Source organism: Nonomuraea zeae, assembly GCF_005889725.1.
GTDB classification, from domain to species: domain Bacteria; phylum Actinomycetota; class Actinomycetes; order Streptosporangiales; family Streptosporangiaceae; genus Nonomuraea; species Nonomuraea zeae.
In genome coordinates this window covers 1-17555 of sequence record NZ_VCKX01000163.1, presented here as the reverse complement: position 1 = coordinate 17555, position 17555 = coordinate 1, and the positions used below count along the sequence as shown (strand labels likewise).

General features: G+C 66.6%; 27 protein-coding genes. 25 read left to right on the top strand and 2 right to left on the bottom strand.

Features of this window, described 5'->3' with window-relative positions; all coding sequences use genetic code 11:
* Window positions 1–59: 59 nt before the first annotated feature.
* Together ETD85_RS38550 and ETD85_RS38545 are read right to left on the bottom strand one after the other, a co-directional pair.
* Window positions 60–440 (bottom strand): hypothetical protein, encoded by a 381-nt coding sequence (locus ETD85_RS38550; protein WP_138694765.1) that lies wholly within the window; start codon window positions 438–440, stop codon window positions 60–62.
* A complete protein-coding gene (locus ETD85_RS38545; RefSeq protein WP_170247072.1) occupies window positions 437–2290 on the bottom strand; it encodes an FHA domain-containing protein in 1854 nt (617 codons plus the stop codon). The genes ETD85_RS38550 and ETD85_RS38545 overlap by 4 nt, the downstream gene beginning before the upstream one ends.
* 634 nt (window positions 2291–2924) lie before the next feature.
* On the opposite strand from ETD85_RS38545, the gene rpsL reads away from it, so the two are divergent.
* The 25 genes from rpsL to rplO all read left to right on the top strand — a co-directional run bounded on the left by rpsL (window position 2925) and on the right by rplO (window position 17362).
* Window positions 2925–3299, top strand: coding sequence for a 30S ribosomal protein S12 (rpsL, locus tag ETD85_RS38540; protein ID WP_049572713.1), 375 nt, complete (start codon window positions 2925–2927; stop codon window positions 3297–3299).
* Between the two features lie 2 nt (window positions 3300–3301).
* On the top strand, window positions 3302–3772 hold the full coding sequence (rpsG, locus tag ETD85_RS38535; RefSeq protein ID WP_020542314.1) for a 30S ribosomal protein S7: 471 nt from the start codon (window positions 3302–3304) through the stop codon (window positions 3770–3772).
* 90 nt (window positions 3773–3862) lie between these two features.
* Window positions 3863–5911, top strand: coding sequence for an elongation factor G (fusA, locus tag ETD85_RS38530; RefSeq protein WP_240779703.1), 2049 nt, complete (start codon window positions 3863–3865; stop codon window positions 5909–5911).
* Window positions 5912–6061: 150 nt separating this feature from the next.
* On the top strand, window positions 6062–7255 hold the full coding sequence (gene tuf, locus ETD85_RS38525; RefSeq protein WP_138694762.1) for an elongation factor Tu: 1194 nt from the start codon (window positions 6062–6064) through the stop codon (window positions 7253–7255).
* A gap of 252 nt (window positions 7256–7507) precedes the next feature.
* Complete coding sequence (rpsJ, locus tag ETD85_RS38520; protein WP_012887830.1) at window positions 7508–7816, top strand: 30S ribosomal protein S10; 309 nt, start codon at window positions 7508–7510, stop codon at window positions 7814–7816.
* Window positions 7817–7830: 14 nt separating this feature from the next.
* Complete coding sequence (gene rplC / locus ETD85_RS38515; RefSeq protein WP_138694761.1) at window positions 7831–8484, top strand: 50S ribosomal protein L3; 654 nt, start codon at window positions 7831–7833, stop codon at window positions 8482–8484.
* Window positions 8481–9128 carry a 50S ribosomal protein L4 gene (rplD, locus tag ETD85_RS38510; RefSeq protein WP_138694760.1) on the top strand — a complete coding sequence of 216 codons (648 nt, stop codon included), beginning with the start codon at window positions 8481–8483 and terminating at the stop codon, window positions 9126–9128. The genes rplC and rplD overlap by 4 nt, the downstream gene beginning before the upstream one ends.
* The gene (gene rplW / locus ETD85_RS38505) at window positions 9128–9430 is read left to right on the top strand and encodes a 50S ribosomal protein L23 (protein ID WP_111180891.1); all 303 of its coding nucleotides are present in this window, start codon (window positions 9128–9130) and stop codon (window positions 9428–9430) included. Before rplD ends, rplW begins: the two co-directional genes overlap by 1 nt.
* A gap of 142 nt (window positions 9431–9572) precedes the next feature.
* Window positions 9573–10409: a 50S ribosomal protein L2 gene (gene rplB, locus ETD85_RS38500; RefSeq protein ID WP_138694759.1), complete on the top strand. Its 837-nt coding sequence runs from the start codon at window positions 9573–9575 to the stop codon at window positions 10407–10409.
* 11 nt (window positions 10410–10420) lie between these two features.
* Window positions 10421–10699: a 30S ribosomal protein S19 gene (rpsS, locus tag ETD85_RS38495; protein ID WP_138694758.1), complete on the top strand. Its 279-nt coding sequence runs from the start codon at window positions 10421–10423 to the stop codon at window positions 10697–10699.
* Between the two features lie 32 nt (window positions 10700–10731).
* Entirely contained in the window at window positions 10732–11085 is a 354-nt protein-coding gene (rplV, locus tag ETD85_RS38490) for a 50S ribosomal protein L22 (RefSeq protein WP_138694757.1), read from the top strand.
* Window positions 11085–11951 carry a 30S ribosomal protein S3 gene (gene rpsC, locus ETD85_RS38485; RefSeq protein ID WP_138694756.1) on the top strand — a complete coding sequence of 289 codons (867 nt, stop codon included), beginning with the start codon at window positions 11085–11087 and terminating at the stop codon, window positions 11949–11951. Before rplV ends, rpsC begins: the two co-directional genes overlap by 1 nt.
* 2 nt (window positions 11952–11953) lie before the next feature.
* On the top strand, window positions 11954–12373 hold the full coding sequence (gene rplP / locus ETD85_RS38480) for a 50S ribosomal protein L16 (protein ID WP_138694755.1): 420 nt from the start codon (window positions 11954–11956) through the stop codon (window positions 12371–12373).
* Window positions 12373–12609 carry a 50S ribosomal protein L29 gene (rpmC, locus tag ETD85_RS38475; RefSeq protein ID WP_138694754.1) on the top strand — a complete coding sequence of 79 codons (237 nt, stop codon included), beginning with the start codon at window positions 12373–12375 and terminating at the stop codon, window positions 12607–12609. Before rplP ends, rpmC begins: the two co-directional genes overlap by 1 nt.
* Window positions 12602–12892: a 30S ribosomal protein S17 gene (gene rpsQ, locus ETD85_RS38470; RefSeq protein ID WP_138694753.1), complete on the top strand. Its 291-nt coding sequence runs from the start codon at window positions 12602–12604 to the stop codon at window positions 12890–12892. The genes rpmC and rpsQ overlap by 8 nt, the downstream gene beginning before the upstream one ends.
* A gap of 204 nt (window positions 12893–13096) precedes the next feature.
* The gene (rplN, locus tag ETD85_RS38465; RefSeq protein ID WP_106253399.1) at window positions 13097–13468 is read left to right on the top strand and encodes a 50S ribosomal protein L14; all 372 of its coding nucleotides are present in this window, start codon (window positions 13097–13099) and stop codon (window positions 13466–13468) included.
* Window positions 13468–13785, top strand: a complete 318-nt coding sequence (rplX, locus tag ETD85_RS38460) for a 50S ribosomal protein L24 (RefSeq protein WP_170247071.1) — start codon at window positions 13468–13470, stop codon at window positions 13783–13785. Before rplN ends, rplX begins: the two co-directional genes overlap by 1 nt.
* A complete protein-coding gene (gene rplE, locus ETD85_RS38455) occupies window positions 13785–14360 on the top strand; it encodes a 50S ribosomal protein L5 (RefSeq protein WP_106253395.1) in 576 nt (191 codons plus the stop codon). The genes rplX and rplE overlap by 1 nt, the downstream gene beginning before the upstream one ends.
* Window positions 14361–14364: 4 nt before the next feature.
* Window positions 14365–14550 carry a type Z 30S ribosomal protein S14 gene (locus ETD85_RS38450; protein ID WP_020542298.1) on the top strand — a complete coding sequence of 62 codons (186 nt, stop codon included), beginning with the start codon at window positions 14365–14367 and terminating at the stop codon, window positions 14548–14550.
* 167 nt (window positions 14551–14717) lie between these two features.
* Window positions 14718–15116, top strand: a complete 399-nt coding sequence (gene rpsH, locus ETD85_RS38445) for a 30S ribosomal protein S8 (protein WP_106253393.1) — start codon at window positions 14718–14720, stop codon at window positions 15114–15116.
* Window positions 15117–15132: 16 nt separating this feature from the next.
* Entirely contained in the window at window positions 15133–15675 is a 543-nt protein-coding gene (gene rplF / locus ETD85_RS38440; protein ID WP_138694752.1) for a 50S ribosomal protein L6, read from the top strand.
* Between the two features lie 2 nt (window positions 15676–15677).
* Entirely contained in the window at window positions 15678–16061 is a 384-nt protein-coding gene (gene rplR / locus ETD85_RS38435; RefSeq protein WP_138694751.1) for a 50S ribosomal protein L18, read from the top strand.
* 28 nt (window positions 16062–16089) lie between these two features.
* Window positions 16090–16719, top strand: coding sequence for a 30S ribosomal protein S5 (gene rpsE, locus ETD85_RS38430; protein WP_049572667.1), 630 nt, complete (start codon window positions 16090–16092; stop codon window positions 16717–16719).
* Window positions 16720–16721: 2 nt separating this feature from the next.
* Entirely contained in the window at window positions 16722–16904 is a 183-nt protein-coding gene (gene rpmD / locus ETD85_RS38425; protein ID WP_080043226.1) for a 50S ribosomal protein L30, read from the top strand.
* A gap of 2 nt (window positions 16905–16906) precedes the next feature.
* The gene (rplO, locus tag ETD85_RS38420; protein WP_138694750.1) at window positions 16907–17362 is read left to right on the top strand and encodes a 50S ribosomal protein L15; all 456 of its coding nucleotides are present in this window, start codon (window positions 16907–16909) and stop codon (window positions 17360–17362) included.
* Window positions 17363–17555 lie beyond the last annotated feature (193 nt).

Genomic DNA, 17555 nt, shown 5'->3' with positions numbered 1-17555 from the left:
TCACCATCACGCCGCCCTGTGGGCCGCCTCAGTGACCGGACCGGCGGCCGCCGGCGCGGTCAGAGCATCGAGGCGATCAGGTCCTTGGTCTTGGCGGCCGCCTCCGTGAGCGCCGTCACGCCGCCCGCCGAGGCGGTCAGCATGGTCAGGAACGAGGTCAGGCGGTTGGGGCGTTGCTCGCCCCGCACCTCCTCCTGCAGAAGCTCGACGGCCGTCGTGGCGCCCTGAGGATCGCCCAGCTGGTGGTGGTGCCGGACGACGATGGCCTGCAGGTCGGCGATCAGCAGCCGCAGCTCCTCCTGCTGGGCGGAGACGCCGTAGTTGTACGTGCCGCCGATGTTGGCGTTGGCTCCCGAGATGGTGCCGAAGTTGAAGCCCTGGCCGCCGCTGATGTTGATGCCCTCGCGGCCGTATGCCGGATCGTCCGGATGGTGCGTCATCTGCTGCTGCCCTTCTGCGGAGAGGCCGGCGACTGGTTGACGGTGCCGCCGACGTTGGCGTTGTGGCCGGAGATGTTGCCGAAGTTGAAGCCCTGGCCGCCGCTGATGTTGATCTTGTGGTTGGTGACCTGGGTGATGAGCTGGGCCGCCTCGCCGGTGTCGATGTTGTGCTCGACCAGGAACTTGGCCATGCCCTTGAACACGGCCTCGTGGACGACCTTGTCGAACATCTCGACGTCGCGTTCGATGAAGAAGCGCCGCAGGTCGTCGCCCATGGCCAGCTCCCGCACGCTCACGCGGGCGCCGTAGTCGTACAGGCCGTGGCTCTGGATGACGGCGCGGTCGTCGCGTTCGCGCCGGTGCCTGGCGGCGGCCCGGCCCCAGCGCTTGCCCATCCGGTACGGGGTGCCGAGCAGGAGGGGGACCGTCGCCGCCGCGCCGCGGCCCACCGCCACGGCCAGGCCGGTGAGCACGTCGGTCGACACCTTGTCCACGAGGAAGAACTTGCGCGCCAGCGGATACAGCATGAACGTGGCGCCCTCCAGGAAGAGCGAGCCGCGCAGCCGTACGGCACGCAGGAAGACGGTCACGATGAGCTGCCCGCCCCAGCCGAGGACCTCGACGCTGAGATAGACGCGCGCCGAGGACTCCGGCGAGCGCGCGACCGCCTGCAGCAGGTCGGCGCCCACCGACGTCACCGGCGGCGCGAGCGGGTCGGGCAGCAGGTCGGGGGCGTTGTTGATGTCCACGCCGTTGATGAACAGCTGCTCGGCGAGCCGCAGGTTGGGCAGGCCGGTGGCGGCGATCTCGCGTGCCATCCAGGCGTGTACGTCGTCGGCGTGGAAACGTTTCGGCGGCCGGTCCTTCTGCGCGGCCTTGGTGGTGTCGATGGCGAACGACCAGGCGTGATAGTCGACGCCGCTCCCGACGAACGGCAGATAGTCGGCGAACACCGTGACGTTGCCGCGCTGAGCCTGGACGAGGCGGCCGGTCTGGCGGCGGGCGCTCGGCCCCAGCGGCGCGGGGGCCCGGTTGGGGGAGAAGCGGCGGGTGGACAGCCGGTGGCCGAGCACGACGACCCTCGTGTAGAAGATGTGCGCGGCCACCACCAGCCACGCCGTCCCCAGCGGGAGCAGGGCGAGCGCGCCGAGCCGCAGCGCCTCGCTCTGGCCCAGGTCGTCGAGGTCGCTCAGGTCGTCCAGCGGCTCCAGCGCGTCCAGGTCCGGCAGCGCGTCCGCCGCGCCCGCCACCACGAGCCCGACCGTGGCCAGGCCGATGAGCAGGAGCAGCACGTCGCGGATCGCACGGTGACGCTCGGCGGCCAGCGCGTGCTTGACGACGGCGGGCAGGTCCACGCCGTAGGAGGGCGCGCTGGCTCGGTAGGGCTGCCCGAGGGTCTCGCTGATGACGTCATGGCAGAAGGACTCGTCGATGTAGCCGGCCGCGCAGAGGTAGCGGGTGGTGTTCGTGGGGCGCTGGATCGGTGCGGAGGTCGTGGAGTGGTGCTCGTCGAGCCCGGAGTCCTGCGCGAAGGCCGCCCCTTGCGCGAAGGCCGCGCCCTGGGGGGCGGCCCCGGCCGACTCCTGGAGGACGGCTTCGACGCCGCCCAGGCGGATGCGCTGGCCCGGCTCCACGCGTACGGGCTGCATGATCCTGGTGCCGTTGACCCAGGTGCCGTTGGTCGAGCCGCAGTCGGCGATCCAGGCCGCGCCCCCGGCCAGCCAGATCCTCGCGTGCCGGCGGCTGATCTCCTCGGAGTCGATCCGCAGCTCGGCCGTGCGACCGAGCTCGGCGGCCGTCTCCGAGACGGGGAAGCTGCGCCCGCGCAGCTCCCGAGGAGCGAGGATCACGAGCTCGAACAGGGGGGCGTGGAAAGGTGGCGGCCCAGGCCAGGGCGCGGCCGGCTCAGACAATCCGCCCTCCGCGCTGAAGGTCGTGCCGGATCCATGACATCTGCCATCCCTCTCGACGGGTGGACAGGACGCTAGTCCGGCGCGGCCGCCGTCCGCTTCAGGGAGTGACCTAGGGATTACCCTAGGCGCGCCCCAAGAGACGGCACAGAAGACGGCGCAGGTGAGACGGGCGGGTTACGGTCGGATGGCGGTTCATCGTCTTGGGTACGAAACCGCCCGGCGGCCTATATCATTAGGACCGGAGCTGTAGATGGGCTGGATGAGTAGGCCCCGGCGATCCGGAGTGGCAAGGCTTGAGAGCCTTGTCGCGCCGTTTTGACGTGTCGCATGGGCCTGGGTAGTCTTGGACATCGTGCCCGTCTCTATGCGGGCTCTCGACCGTGCGCCCATTAAGGGCGTGGGACGGCTTCCTGGCTCGTAATCCTCGCGGATGTGTCTGTGTGAATAGCGCGACACGCCCGAGCGCGGGGGCACCGGGACAAGTAAAACCAGCAGGTCATGACACCGGCAGAACCTGCGAAATGCAAGTTGTGATGACGTAACACCGGCCAAGGCACGAAACGGAGTGGCAGTGCCCACTATTCAGCAGTTGGTCCGCAAGGGCCGGCAGGACAAGGTCTCCAAGACCAAGACTCCTGCCCTCAAGGGGAGTCCGCAGCGGCGCGGTGTGTGCCAGCGCGTTTACACGACGACTCCGAAGAAGCCCAACTCGGCACTGCGCAAGGTGGCCCGCGTTCGGCTCACGAACGGCATCGAGGTCACCGCTTACATTCCCGGAGTGGGGCACAACCTGCAGGAGCACTCCATCGTGCTCGTGCGTGGCGGTCGTGTGAAGGACCTGCCTGGTGTTCGCTACAAGATCATCCGTGGCTCGCTCGACACCCAGGGTGTCCGCAACCGCAAGCAGGCCCGTAGCCGCTACGGCGCGAAGAGGGAGAAGAGCTAACAATGCCTCGTAAGGGTTCTCCTGGCCGTCGTCAGCTCATGGCTGACCCGGTTTACAGCTCGCCGCTGGTGACCGCCCTGATCAACAAGGTGCTCCTGGACGGCAAGCGCTCCATCGCGCAGTCGATCGTCTACGGCGCCCTCGAAGGCTGCAGGGAGAAGACGGGCAACGACCCGGTCGTCACCCTCAAGCGCGCGCTTGACAACGTCAAGCCGACCCTCGAGGTCCGCAGCCGCCGCGTCGGTGGCGCGACCTACCAGGTGCCGGTCGAGGTGCGCGCCGCGCGCAGCACCACCCTGGCCCTGCGCTGGCTGGTGCAGTACTCCCGCGCCCGCCGCGAGAAGACCATGACCGAGCGCCTCATGAACGAGCTCCTCGACGCCAGCAACGGCCTCGGGGCGAGCGTGAAGAAGCGCGAGGACACCCACAAGATGGCCGAGTCCAACAAGGCCTTCGCCCACTACCGCTGGTAACACCGGCGGGTTCGACGAGACGACGAGGACGCGAGAGAAGTGGCCACCACGACCGCTCTTGACCTGGCCAAGGTCCGCAACATCGGGATCATGGCCCATATCGACGCGGGCAAGACCACCACGACCGAGCGCATCCTGTTCTACACCGGCATCAACTACAAGATCGGTGAAGTCCACGAGGGCGCTGCCACGATGGACTGGATGGAGCAGGAGCAGGAGCGCGGCATCACGATCACGTCTGCCGCGACGACCTGCGAGTGGCTCGGTCACACCATCAACATCATCGACACCCCGGGTCACGTTGACTTCACCATCGAGGTGGAGCGTTCGCTCCGCGTCCTCGACGGCGCGGTCGCCGTGTTCGACGGTGTCGCGGGTGTTGAGCCGCAGTCGGAGACGGTGTGGCGCCAGGCTGACCGCTACAACGTGCCCCGCATCTGCTTCGTGAACAAGATGGACCGGGTCGGCGCCGAGTTCCACCGCTGCGTCGACATGATGATCACCCGTCTGGGTGCCATCCCGGCCGTCGTTCAGCTTCCGTGGGGCGTCGAGGCCGGCTTCAGGGGCGTCATCGACCTGGTGAAGATGAAGGGCCTGCTCTGGAGCGAAGAGGCGGCCAAGGGCGAGATGTACGACGTCGTCGACATCCCGGCCGACCACGCCGAAGCCGCTCGCGAGTGGCGTGACAAGCTGGTCGAGACCGTCGCCGAGAACGACGACGAGATCATGGAGCTCTTCCTCGAGGGCACCGAGCCCACCGAGGAGCAGCTGGTCGCGGCCATTCGCCGCGCCACCGTGGCGGGCACCATCAACCCCGTCCTCACCGGCACCGCGTTCAAGAACAAGGGCGTGCAGCCCCTGCTCGACGCCATCGTCGCCTACCTCCCCGCACCGACCGACATCCCGGCCTTCAAGGGCCACGCGGTCGGCAACGAGGAGAAGATCGTCGAACGGCACGCGGACCCGACCGAGCCGTTCGCCGCACTGGCATTCAAGATCATGAGCGACCAGCACCTGGGTCGTCTCACCTACATCCGCATCTACTCGGGCACGCTCGAGGCCGGTTCCGGAGTCATCAACTCCGTGAAGGGCAAGAAGGAGCGGATCGGCAAGATCTACCAGATGCACGCGAACAAGCGCGAGGAGCGCCCGACGGCGCACGCCGGGCAGATCGTCGCCGTGATGGGCCTGAAGGACACCACCACCGGTGACACCCTGTCCGACCCGACGCACCAGGTCGTGCTCGAGTCGATGACGTTCCCGGCTCCGGTCATCAACGTCGCGATCGAGCCCAAGACCAAGGGCGACCAGGAGAAGCTGTCCACCGCCATCCAGCGGCTGGCCGAGGAGGACCCGTCCTTCCAGGTCCGCCGTGACGAGGAGACCGGTCAGACGGTCATCTGGGGCATGGGCGAGCTTCACCTGGAGATCCTCGTCGACCGGATGCGTCGCGAGTTCAAGGTCGAGGCCAACGTGGGCCGCCCGCAGGTGGCCTACCGCGAGACCATCCGCCGCAAGGTGGAGAAGATCGACTACACCCACAAGAAGCAGACCGGTGGTTCCGGTCAGTTCGCGCGGGTGATCATCAACCTCGAGCCGCTGGGCGAAGGCAACGACGGCTACGAGTTCGAGAACAAGGTCACCGGTGGCCGCGTCCCGAGGGAGTACATCCCGTCGGTCGACGCCGGCGCCCAGGAGGCCGCCGAGTTCGGCGTGCTGGCCGGTTACCCGATGGTGGGCGTGAAGGTTACGCTGACCGACGGTGCGGCCCACGACGTGGACTCCTCGGAAATGGCGTTCAAGATCGCTGGCTCGATGGCCTTCAAGGAGGCCGCGCGCAAGGCGGACGCCGTGCTCCTCGAGCCGATGATGGCCGTCGAGGTCACCACGCCCGAGGACTACATGGGTGACGTCATCGGTGACCTCAACGGTCGCCGCGGGCAGATCCAGGCGATGGACGAGCGGGCCGGGGCCCGGGTCGTCCAGGCGCTCGTGCCGCTGTCTGAGATGTTCGGCTACGTGGGCGACCTTCGTAGCAAGACGCAGGGGCGCGCGAGCTACAGCATGCAGTTCGACTCCTACTCGGAGGTGCCTCCGGGCATCGCCAAGGAGATCGTCGCGAAGGCCCGGGGCGAATAGTCTCCGGTCCGGCTCCGCGAGGGGCCGGACCAGGACTTCCGTCCTGGTCCCTGGCAGGATGGCGCGAGCCATCCTGCCGCCAAGGGGTTCGGGAGTTCCCGGGCCCGAGTGTGTAGACGAAAGTCAGTCAGATTCTCAAGGAGAGAACCAGTGGGCAAGGCCAAGTTCGAGCGGACTAAGCCGCACATGAACATCGGCACCATTGGACACATCGACCACGGCAAGACCACGCTGACCGCGGCGATCACCAAGGTGCTTCACGACCGTTTCCCCGAGCTGAACAAGGCGACCCCGTTCGACAAGATCGACAAGGCGCCCGAGGAGAAGGCTCGCGGCATCACGATCTCGATCGCGCACGTCGAGTACCAGACCGAGAAGCGTCACTATGCGCACGTTGACTGCCCCGGTCACGCCGACTACGTGAAGAACATGATCACCGGTGCCGCTCAGATGGACGGCGCCATCCTCGTGGTCGCCGCCACCGACGGCCCGATGCCGCAGACGAAGGAGCACGTCCTCCTGGCCCGCCAGGTCGGCGTCCCCTACATCGTCGTGGCGCTCAACAAGGCCGACATGGTCGACGACGAGGAGATCCTGGAGCTCGTCGAGCTCGAGGTCCGCGAGCTGCTCTCGCAGCAGGAGTTCCCCGGCGACGACCTGCCCGTCGTCCGCGTCTCCGCCCTCAAGGCTCTCGAGGGTGACGAGAAGTGGGCCGACAGCATCGTCGAGCTGATGAACGCCGTGGACGAGAACGTCCCCGAGCCCCCGCGTGACACGGAGAAGCCGTTCCTCATGCCGGTCGAGGACGTCTTCTCGATCACCGGTCGCGGCACCGTCGTCACCGGCCGTATCGAGCGCGGCATCGTCAAGGTCAACGAGCAGGTCGACATCATCGGCATCAAGCCGGAGAAGACGACGACCACCGTCACCAGCATCGAGATGTTCAACAAGATGCTCGACGAGGGTCACGCGGGCGACAACGCCGCCCTGCTGCTCCGTGGCATCAAGCGCGACGACGTCGAGCGCGGCCAGTGCATCATCAAGCCGGGCACGACGACCCCGCACACCGAGTTCACCGGCCAGGTCTACATCCTGTCCAAGGACGAGGGCGGCCGCCACACGCCGTTCTTCAACAACTACCGCCCGCAGTTCTACTTCCGTACGACTGACGTGACCGGCGTCGTGAACCTCCCCGAGGGCACGGAAATGGTCATGCCGGGCGACAACACCGAAATGCGCGTTGAGCTGATCCAGCCCATCGCCATGGAGGAAGGCCTCAAGTTCGCGATCCGTGAGGGTGGCCGCACCGTCGGCGCCGGCCGGGTCGTGAAGATCCTCAAGTAGTCAGACCGTCGGGGCGGCGGTCGGCCCCGAATTCGGGACCGACCGCCTCACCGTTGTAGAGCCCCATGCAAGGCGCCGTGATCCAGCAGTAGCTTCGGCCCACGTGACCGAAGTCACTGCCGGATCACGGAAGAAAAGGCAGATCGACTGCGTCTGCCTCGTGGGGTTACGCAGGCTCTGGCCTGCATCAGCATGGCGGCAACAGGCCGCACGATACTTTTTCAGACGACAGCGAAGGACACCGAGGCCACTATGGCGGGACAGAAGATCCGCATCCGGCTTAAGGCCTATGACCACGAGGTCATCGATAGCTCGGCCAAGAAGATCGTCGAGACGGTGACGCGGACTGGCGCGAAGGTCGCGGGCCCGGTGCCGCTGCCGACCGAGAAGAACGTGTACTGCGTCATCCGCTCGCCGCACAAGTACAAGGACAGCCGCGAGCACTTCGAGATGCGCACGCACAAGCGGCTGATTGACATCATCGACCCGACCCCCAAGACGGTTGACTCGCTCATGCGGCTCGACCTCCCCGCGGGTGTCGACATTTCGATCAAGCTCTGAGGGAACGCACTGACATGGCTAAGACGATCAAGGGCGTCCTGGGCAAGAAGCTCGGCATGACCCAGGTCTTCGACGCGGACAACCGGATGGTTCCGGTGACCGTGGTCGAGGCCGGTCCGTGCGTGGTGACCCGGGTCCGCACCGCCGAGAAGGACGGCTACTCCGCCGTTCAGCTCGGCTTCGGGCAGGTCGACCCCCGGAAGGTCAACAAGCCGCTCGGCGACTACCTGCGTAAGCACGACATCACCCCGCGCCGTTACTTCGCGGAGATCCGCACCGACGACGCGAGCGACTACACCCTGGGCCAGGAGCTGCTGGCCGACACCTTCGAGGCCGGCCAGTTCGTCGACGTGACGGGCAAGAGCAAGGGCAAGGGCTTCGCGGGCGTCATGAAGCGGCACGGCTTCGGTGGTCTGGGCGCGTCGCACGGTACGCAGCGCAAGCACCGCTCGCCGGGTTCCATCGGTGGCTGCGCCACCCCGGGCCGCGTATTCAAGGGTCTGCGCATGGCTGGCCGGATGGGTAACGTCCGCACCACCGTGCAGAGCCTCAAGGTTCACTCCGTGGACGCCGAGAACGGTCTCATCCTGATCAAGGGTGCGATCCCCGGCGCCAACGGCAGTCTCGTACTCGTCCGCACCGCTGCCAAGAAGGGGGCTGCGAAGTGACAAGCATTGACGTCCTCGACGCCAGCGGTGCCAAGGCCGGCACGGTTGACCTGCCCGAAGACATCTTCGGCGCCAAGGTCAACGTCCCGCTGATCCACCAGGTGGTCGTGGCCCAGCTCGCCGCTCGCCGGCAGGGCACCCACAAGGCCAAGACCCGTGGTGAGGTCTCCGGCGGCGGCAAGAAGCCGTACCGGCAGAAGGGCACCGGCCGCGCCCGTCAGGGCTCGACCCGCGCGCCGCAGTTCACCGGCGGTGGCGTCGTCCACGGCCCGGTGCCGCGCGACTACTCGCAGCGCACGCCCAAGAAGATGAAGTCCGCCGCTCTGCGCGGCGCGCTCTCCGACAGGGCCGGCGGCGGTCGCGTCCACGTGGTCAGCTCGCTGGTGTCGGGGGAGACCCCCAAGACCAAGGCTGCCCTCGAGGCCCTGCGCAAGATCACCCAGGCTCCGCGCGTTCTCCTCGTCGTCGACGAGGCCGACGAGCTGACCTGGCTGAGCCTGCGCAACGCCCCGGAGGTCCACCTGCTGGACGCCGGGCAGCTCAACACCTACGACGTGCTCGTGCACGACGACGTGGTCTTCACCCAGGAGGCGTACGACCAGACCGTCGCTCGTTTGAGCCAGGGCGGGAAGGAAGACGCCTGATGGAGAAGATCGCCGACCCGCGCGACATCATCATCAAGCCGGTCGTCTCTGAGAAGAGCTACGGCCTGATCGATGAGAACAACAAGTACACGTTCCTGGTGAAGAAGACCGCGAACAAGACCCAGGTCAAGATCGCCGTTGAGCAGATCTTCGGGGTCAAGGTCACCAGCGTGAACACGATCAACCGGCAGGGCAAGCGCAAGCGGACCCGCACCGGTTTTGGCAAGCGTCCCGACACCAAGCGCGCAATCGTGAGCCTGGTCGAGGGCGATCGGATCGACATCTTCGGTCAGATCGGCTGATCCGCGGGGGGCCTTGGTCCCCCAAGTCCCCTTACATCGCCCACGGCGATGAGGGATCAAGGGCTTGGCGCGCTTCGCAGGACATATGAGGGAACCGCGGAATCCTCCGGATTCCGCGGTCGACGAAGGATGAACGAAAAAGATGGGCATCCGTAAGTACAAGCCGACGACCCCGGGTCGCCGCGGGTCGAGTGTCTCGGACTTCTCCGAGATCACCCGCAGCACGCCCGAGAAGTCGTTGCTTGCGCCCCTTCACAGCAAGGGCGGCCGCAACGTACACGGCCGGGTCACCGCACGCCACCAAGGCGGCGGTCACAAGCGCGCCTACCGGATCATTGACTTCCGTAGGCATGACAAGGACGGCATTCCGGCGAAGGTCGCTCACATCGAGTACGACCCCAACCGCACCGCCAACATCGCTCTGCTCCACTACGCCGATGGCGAGAAGCGCTACATCATCGCGCCGACGGGCCTCAAGCAGGGTGACCGTATCGAGAACGGCCCCGGGGCCGACATCAAGCCGGGCAACTGCCTGCCGCTGCGCAACATCCCGACCGGTACCTTCATCCACGCGGTGGAGCTCCGTCCGGGCGGTGGCGCCAAGCTGGGCCGTTCCGCGGGCGCCCAGATCCAGCTGCTCGCCAAGGAAGGCCAGTACGCCACGCTGCGTATGCCCTCCGGCGAAATGCGCATGGTCGACGTTCGCTGCCGGGCCTCTGTGGGCCAGGTCGGCAACGCCGAGCAGGCCAACATCAACTGGGGCAAGGCCGGCCGTATGCGCTGGAAGGGCAAGCGCCCGACCGTCCGTGGTGTCGCCATGAACCCTGTCGACCACCCGCACGGTGGTGGTGAGGGTAAGACCTCCGGTGGTCGCCACCCGGTGAACCCGAAGGGTAAGCCTGAGGGCCGCACCCGCCAGGCCAACAAGGCCAGTGACCGGTTGATCATCCGGCGCCGGAGCAAGAGGAAGAAGCGGTAGGAGCAGCCGAAATGCCACGTAGCCTTAAGAAGGGTCCCTTCGTGGACGATCACCTTCAGAAGAAGGTCGAAGTCCAGAACGAGAAGGGCACCAAGACCGTCATCAAGACGTGGTCGCGGCGCTCCATGATCGTGCCCGACATGCTGGGCCACACGATCGCCGTGCACGACGGCCGCAAGCACGTCCCGGTGTTCATCACCGAGTCGATGATCGGCCACAAGCTCGGAGAGTTCGCCCCCACGCGGACCTTCCGCAGCCACGTCAAGGACGACCGGCGCAGCCGGCGATAGACGCCTTCAGAAGCAGTTAAGAGGAGTAAGCGATGGAAGCCAGGGCTCAGGCGCGGTTCGTCCGTGTCACGCCCCTCAAGGCCCGCCGCGTGGTGGACCTTATTCGCGGGCTGCCCGCTTCGGAGGCGCAGGCCGTGCTGCAGTTCGCTCCCCAGTCGGCGAGCGAGCCGATCTACAAGGTGCTCAGTTCCGCGATGGCGAACGCCGAGCACAACTTCGATCTCGACCCCAACACGCTCGTCGTGAGCCGCGCGTGGGTCGACGAGGGCCCGACGCTGAAGCGGTTCCGTCCGCGTGCACAGGGTCGCGCCTATCGGATCAACAAGCGGACGAGCCACATCACCGTGATCGTGGAGTCCCGCGAGCCGAAGGGAAGGACCCGATAGTGGGCCAGAAGGTTAACCCGCACGGGTTCCGCCTCGGCATCACGACCGACTTCAAGAGCCGGTGGTACGCCGACAAGCTGTACAAGTCGTACGTCGCCGAGGACGTGTCGATCCGCCGCATGCTGCAGAAGGGCATGGAGCGGGCCGGCATCTCCAAGGTCGAGATCGAGCGCACGACGGACCGCGTGCAGGTGGACATCCACACCGCGCGTCCCGGCATCGTGATCGGCCGCCGCGGCGCCGAGGCGGACCGTATCCGTGGCGACCTGGAGAAGCTGACCAAGAAGCAGGTTCAGCTCAACATTCTCGAGGTCAAGAACCCGGAGATCGACGCGCAGCTCGTCGCGCAGGGCGTGGCCGAGCAGCTGTCGAGCCGTGTCTCGTTCCGCCGCGCCATGCGCAAGGCGATGCAGTCCGCCATGAAGTCCGGCGCCAAGGGCATCCGTGTCCAGTGCTCCGGTCGTCTCGGCGGCGCTGAGATGTCGCGGTCGGAGTTCTACCGTGAGGGCCGTGTGCCGCTGCACACCCTTCGCGCGGACATCGACTACGGCTTCTACGAGGCCCGTACGACCTTCGGCCGCATCGGCGTGAAGGTCTGGATCTACAAGGGCGAGGCTCCGACCAGCCGCGCCGAGCGCGAGGCGGCTGCCGCCGGTGCTCGCGCCGGCCAGCGTCGTGACCGCGACGACCGTCGCGGTGGCGGCGGCGGTGGCGACCGTCCGCGTCGTGGTGGCGGTGACCGCCCCCGTCGTGGTGGCGGTGGCCGTGGCGACCGCGCCCCCCGTACTGATTCTTCGGCGGCGGCGCCCGCTGGAGCCACCCCCGAGACCGGCCCGGCTGCGCAGCCGGGTGCTGAAGGGAGCTGACCATGCTGATCCCGCGCAGGGTCAAGCACCGCAAGCAGCACCGGCCTGACCGCAGCGGAGCCGCCAAGGGCGGCACCAGGGTCGTGTTCGGCGAGTTCGGCATCCAGGCTGTTGAGCACTCCTACGTGACCAACCGTCAGATCGAGTCCGCCCGTATCGCCATGACCCGTCACATCCGCCGTGGCGGCAAGGTGTGGATCAACATCTACCCCGACCGTCCCCTCACCAAGAAGCCTGCCGAGACCCGCATGGGTTCCGGTAAGGGTTCGCCGGAGTGGTGGATCGCCAACGTCAAGCCCGGACGCGTGATGTTCGAGCTGTCCGGCGTGGCGGAGCCCGTGGCGCGTGAGGCGCTCACGAGGGCGATCCACAAGCTGCCGATGAAGTGCAAGATTGTTAAGCGTGAAGTGGGTGAGGCGTGATGGCTAAGGGCCTGACCGCCGGCGAGCTGCGAGTCGAGGACCAGGACACTCTGGTCCAGAAGCTCAAGGAAGCCAAGGAGGAGCTGTTCAACCTCCGCTTCCAGTCAGCGACCGGTCAGTTGGAGAGCCATGGGCGGCTGCGTGCCGTCCGCCGCGAGATCGCCCGTATCTACACCGTGATGCGCGAGCGCGAGCTCGGCATCGTCACGGTCGAGAAGGAGACGAGCGATGGCTGAGACCGAGACCACCACTGAGGCCAACGAGACCGAGCGGAACTTCCGCAAGGTCCGCGAGGGCCTCGTCGTCAGCGACAAGATGGACAAGACCGTCGTCGTCGCCGTCGAGGACCGCGTCAAGCACCGTCTGTACGGCAAGGTCATCCGCCGTACGACCAAGTACAAGGCGCACGACGAGGCCAACGCCTGTGGCGTCGGCGACCGCGTGCTGCTGATGGAGACCCGCCCCCTCTCCGCCACCAAGCGGTGGAGGGTCGTGGAGATCCTCGAGAAGGCCAAGTAGGCCTTTTCGGCTATACCGCGCCTCGTGGGGGCCCAGGCCCCCATGACGGCGTCCAAGGACGCGAGGTCCACCAGGGCCTCGCGTCGCCTGCGGTGCGGCCCCAGGAGGGTGTGAGCCTTCCAGGGGTTGTAGCCGGGGGAACAAGACAACTACGGGTTCCGCCAGGCTCAGCGATGAGAACCGGCGCGACTAACAGGAGTAACAGTGATCCAGCAGGAGTCGCGGCTCAAGGTCGCCGACAACACGGGCGCGAAGGAAATCCTTTGCATCCGCGTTCTCGGTGGCTCGGGCCGACGCTACGCCGGTATCGGCGACATCATCGTCGCCACTGTCAAGGACGCGCTGCCCGGCAGCACGGGCGTCAAGAAGGGCGATGTGGTCAAGGCCGTCATCGTCCGCACGGTCAAGGAGCGCCGCCGGCCCGACGGCTCCTACATCCGCTTCGACGAGAACGCCGCCGTCATCATCAAGGACAGCGGTGACCCTCGTGGCACTCGTATCTTCGGCCCGGTCGGCCGCGAGCTGCGCGACAAGAAGTTCATGCGCATCATCTCGCTCGCACCGGAGGTGCTGTAATGCCGAAGCTGCATGTCAAGAAGGGCGACCTGGTTCAGGTCGTCGCCGGCAAGAACAAGGGTGCCAAGGGTCACGTGATCGCCACGTTCCCGCGCGAGGACCGCGTGGTGGTCGAGGGCGTCAACATGATCAAGAAGCACACCAAGGAGACCCACCAGGGTCCGCGCGGCGCCAAGACCGGCGGCGTGCAGACCATGGAGGCTCCTATTCACGTGTCGAACGTGAAGAAGCTCAAGGACGAGAAGCCCGCCGCCAAGAAGCCCGCCGACGAGAAGGCCGACGAGAAGAAGGCCGACGAGACGGGTGAGGACAGCTGATGACTGCCACGACCACTGAGACCGAGCGCCCGACGCCGCGACTCAAGACGAAGTACCGCGAGGAGATCGCGGCCCAGCTTCGCGAGCAGTTCGGCATCGAGAACGTCATGCAGATCCCGGCCCTGACCAAGATCAAGGTCAACATGGGTGTCGGCGAGGCGGCTCGTGACTCCAAGCTCATCGAAGGCGCCGTTCGCGACCTCACCGTGATCACCGGCCAGAAGCCGGCCGTCGTCCGGGCCCGCAAGTCCATCGCCCAGTTCAAGCTGCGCGAGGGCATGCCGATCGGCGCGCACGTCACGCTGCGGGGCGACCGCATGTGGGAGTTCCTCGACCGGCTGCTGGCGCTCGCGCTGCCCCGTATCAGGGACTTCCGCGGTCTTTCGCCGAAGCAGTTCGACGGCAACGGCAACTACACGTTCGGTCTGACCGAGCAGGTCATGTTCCACGAGGTCGACCAGGACAAGGTCGACCGGCCGCGGGGCATGGACATCACGATCGTGACCACCGCGAAGAACGACGACCAGGGCCGGGCGCTGCTGAAGCTCCTCGGGTTCCCCTTCAAGGAGGCCTAAACCGATGGCGAAGAAGTCGCTGATCGCCAAGGCGGGGCGCAAGCAGAAGTTCGAGGTCCGGGCGTACACTCGTTGCTCGCGTTGTGGCCGGCCGCGCGCCGTCTACCGCAAGTTCGGGCTGTGCCGCGTGTGCTTCCGCGAGATGGCGCACCGGGGCGAGCTGCCCGGCATCACCAAGTCGAGCTGGTAGATACCCTTGGGGGCGGCCACGCGCCGCCCCTGAGCGGCTGCTCCGGCTTTACATATCCAGAAAAGACCCGGGCGTTTCCCCTGTGGAGCGCCCATGACCGCGCCGAAGGTCCACCGGTAGAGCTCAGCTTGACCGACTGGAAACCGCGGCGAGGAAGGCCACTGGCCATGACGATGACCGACCCGATCGCAGACATGCTCACGCGTCTGCGGAATGCGAATTCGGCGTACCACGAAAGCGTGTCGATGCCGTACTCGAAGATCAAGGCGCACATCGCCGAGATCCTCCAGCAGGAGGGTTACATCCAGGCTTGGACCGTCGAAGACGCCAAGGTTGGCAAGAACCTCGTGGTGGAGCTCAAGTTCGGGCCTACCCGTGAGCGGTCGCTCGCGGGCCTGCGCCGGGTTTCCAAGCCCGGTCTGCGGGTTTATGCGAAGAAGGACAACCTGCCTCGAGTCCTGGGCGGGCTGGGCGTCGCGATCATCTCGACGTCCGCCGGTCTCATGACCGACAAGCAGGCCGGCAAGCGTGGCGTGGGCGGGGAAGTCCTCGCCTACGTCTGGTAGAGGGGAGGAACACAGCATGTCGAGAATCGGACGGCTGCCCATCCCTGTGCCGAGCGGCGTCGACATTACGATCGACGGCCGGGATGTCCAGGTCAAGGGCCCGAAGGGCACGCTTTCTCACACGGTCGCCGAGCCCATCGCGGTTGCGCGTGACGACGACGGCGCCATCGCCGTCTCCCGGCCCAACGACGAGAACAAGGTTCGTGCGCTGCACGGCCTGTCCAGGACGCTGATCGCCAACATGGTGCAGGGCGTCACCCAGGGCTACTCCAAGACCCTGGAGATCGTCGGCGTCGGTTACCGCGTTCAGGCCAAGGGCCCGACGCAGCTGGAGTTCTCTCTGGGCTTCAGCCACCCGGTCATCGTCGACGCCCCCGAGGGCGTTTCCTTCCGTGTCGAGAAGCCGACCCTGTTCCACGTGGACGGCATCGACAAGCAGAAGGTCGGCGAGGTCGCGGCCAACATCCGCAAGTTGCGCAAGCCCGACCCGTACAAGGGCAAGGGTGTGCGTTACCAAGGCGAACAAATCCGCCGCAAGGTCGGAAAGGCTGGTAAGTAGGCATGGCTCCGAAGACTGCGTTCAGCAAGCACACGGCTGCCCGCACCGTCTCGCGGGCCCGCCGCCACCGCCGCGTCCGCAAGAACGTTGTCGGCACGACCTCGCGTCCGCGCCTGGTCGTCAACCGCTCGACCCGTCACATGTTCGTGCAGATCGTGGACGACACCGTCGGCCACACGCTGGTGAGCGCGTCCACCATGGACCCCTCGCTGCGCACGCTCGAAGCGGACAAGACGGAAAAGGCCAAGAAGGTCGGCGAGCTCCTCGCTCAGCGGGCCAAGGAAGCCGGGATCACGGCGGTCGTGTTCGACCGTGGTGGCAACCGCTACGCCGGGCGCATCGCTGCTCTGGCGGACAGCGCTCGCGAAGGCGGGCTCGAATTCTGATGACCGCAATTGAGATGAGGAACCACTGATGGCTGCAGCTCCGCGTCGCGGTGGCGGCACCGGTGGCGAGCGGCGGGACCGTCGTGACGATCGCCGCGGTGGCGCCGCCGACAAGGGCGTCTCGTACATCGAGCGCGTAGTGAAGATCAACCGAGTGGCCAAGGTCGTGAAGGGTGGTCGTCGCTTCAGCTTCACCGCCCTCGTCGTCGTCGGTGACGGCAACGGCCTGGTCGGCGTCGGCTATGGCAAGGCCAAGGAAGTCCCCGCGGCCATCGCCAAGGGCGTCGAAGAGGCGAAGAAGCACTTCTTCAAGGTGCCTCGGATCCAGGGCACCATCCCGCACACCGTGCAGGGCGAGGAGGCGGCCGGTGTCGTCTTCCTGCGGCCTGCCTCGGCCGGTACCGGCGTCATCGCCGGCGGCCCGGTGCGCGCGGTCCTGGAGTGCGCGGGCATCCACGACGTGCTGTCCAAGTCGCTCGGCTCGGACAACCCGATCAACATCGTGCACGCCACTGTGGCGGCTCTGAAGGGCCTTTCCCGGCCCGAGGAGATCGCCGCCCGCCGTGGCCTGCCGATCGAGGACGTGGCTCCGGCCCGGATGCTCAAGGCTCAGCGCGAGGGCATCGCGGAGGCCGCGGCCGCCAAGGCGGTGAGCTAGTCATGGCACGCCTGAAGATCACTCAGGTTCGCTCGAAGATCGGTGGCAAGCAGAACCAGCGTGACTCGCTGCGTTCTCTTGGCCTGAAGCGAATCGGCGACGTCGTCGTCAAGGAGGACCGCCCCGAGATTCGCGGGATGGTCTCCGTGGTGACGCACCTCGTCGAGGTGGAAGAGGTCGACTAGTCATGACTGACAAGGCTCCGCTCAAGATTCACGACCTGCGTCCTGCTCCTGGCGCCAACAAGTCCAAGATCCGCAAGGGTCGTGGCGAGGCGTCCAAGGGCAAGACCGCCGGTCGCGGCACCAAGGGCAGTCACGCCCGTACCACGGTTCCTCTCGGTTTCGAGGGTGGCCAGGTGCCGCTGCAGAGGCGTCTGCCGAAGCTCAAGGGCTTCTCCAACGCGCTGTTCAAGACGACCTACCAGGTCGTCAACCTGGACCGGCTCGGTGAGCTGTTCCCCGACGGTGGCGAGGTCACCGTCGAGGCGCTGGTCGCGAAGGGTGCTGTCCGTAAGAACCAGCTCGTCAAGGTGCTCGGCACCGGCGAGATCTCCGTCGCGGTGAACGTGCAGGCGCACGCCTTCTCGTCCGCTGCGAAGGAGAAGATCGCCGCAGCCGGTGGTTCCGTTACCGAGCTGTAAGAGCTATTACGCGGCGTGGGGGCTTTGACAAATGCCCCCACGCCCGTAGTGCGTTAGAGTTCGCGAGACGGCAGGCATCTGTCCGGCTCGTCAGACCTAAGACTTAGATGGCAGATCCCCGCACCATCGCATACTCACACCGCCGTAAAGGCGCGCAGGAGGGACCGTGCTGACCGCGTTTACCCGGGCGTTC

Excerpts from the sequence above, each read along its gene's own strand:
- ETD85_RS38550 (WP_138694765.1), bottom strand. The coding sequence starts at position 440 with ATGACGCACCATCCGGACGATCCGGCATACGGCCGCGAGGGCATCAAC.
- rpsG (WP_020542314.1), top strand. The coding sequence starts at position 3,302 with ATGCCTCGTAAGGGTTCTCCTGGCCGTCGTCAGCTCATGGCTGACCCG.
- fusA (WP_240779703.1), top strand. The coding sequence starts at position 3,863 with ATGGCCCATATCGACGCGGGCAAGACCACCACGACCGAGCGCATCCTG.
- rpsJ (WP_012887830.1), top strand. The coding sequence starts at position 7,508 with ATGGCGGGACAGAAGATCCGCATCCGGCTTAAGGCCTATGACCACGAG.
- rplC (WP_138694761.1), top strand. The coding sequence starts at position 7,831 with ATGGCTAAGACGATCAAGGGCGTCCTGGGCAAGAAGCTCGGCATGACC.
- rplW (WP_111180891.1), top strand. The coding sequence starts at position 9,128 with ATGGAGAAGATCGCCGACCCGCGCGACATCATCATCAAGCCGGTCGTC.
- rplB (WP_138694759.1), top strand. The coding sequence starts at position 9,573 with ATGGGCATCCGTAAGTACAAGCCGACGACCCCGGGTCGCCGCGGGTCG.
- rpsS (WP_138694758.1), top strand. The coding sequence starts at position 10,421 with ATGCCACGTAGCCTTAAGAAGGGTCCCTTCGTGGACGATCACCTTCAG.
- rplV (WP_138694757.1), top strand. The coding sequence starts at position 10,732 with ATGGAAGCCAGGGCTCAGGCGCGGTTCGTCCGTGTCACGCCCCTCAAG.
- rplP (WP_138694755.1), top strand. The coding sequence starts at position 11,954 with ATGCTGATCCCGCGCAGGGTCAAGCACCGCAAGCAGCACCGGCCTGAC.
- rpmC (WP_138694754.1), top strand. The coding sequence starts at position 12,373 with ATGGCTAAGGGCCTGACCGCCGGCGAGCTGCGAGTCGAGGACCAGGAC.
- rpsQ (WP_138694753.1), top strand. The coding sequence starts at position 12,602 with ATGGCTGAGACCGAGACCACCACTGAGGCCAACGAGACCGAGCGGAAC.
- rplX (WP_170247071.1), top strand. The coding sequence starts at position 13,468 with ATGCCGAAGCTGCATGTCAAGAAGGGCGACCTGGTTCAGGTCGTCGCC.
- rplE (WP_106253395.1), top strand. The coding sequence starts at position 13,785 with ATGACTGCCACGACCACTGAGACCGAGCGCCCGACGCCGCGACTCAAG.
- ETD85_RS38450 (WP_020542298.1), top strand. The coding sequence starts at position 14,365 with ATGGCGAAGAAGTCGCTGATCGCCAAGGCGGGGCGCAAGCAGAAGTTC.
- rpsH (WP_106253393.1), top strand. The coding sequence starts at position 14,718 with ATGACGATGACCGACCCGATCGCAGACATGCTCACGCGTCTGCGGAAT.
- rplF (WP_138694752.1), top strand. The coding sequence starts at position 15,133 with ATGTCGAGAATCGGACGGCTGCCCATCCCTGTGCCGAGCGGCGTCGAC.
- rplR (WP_138694751.1), top strand. The coding sequence starts at position 15,678 with ATGGCTCCGAAGACTGCGTTCAGCAAGCACACGGCTGCCCGCACCGTC.
- rpsE (WP_049572667.1), top strand. The coding sequence starts at position 16,090 with ATGGCTGCAGCTCCGCGTCGCGGTGGCGGCACCGGTGGCGAGCGGCGG.
- rpmD (WP_080043226.1), top strand. The coding sequence starts at position 16,722 with ATGGCACGCCTGAAGATCACTCAGGTTCGCTCGAAGATCGGTGGCAAG.
- rplO (WP_138694750.1), top strand. The coding sequence starts at position 16,907 with ATGACTGACAAGGCTCCGCTCAAGATTCACGACCTGCGTCCTGCTCCT.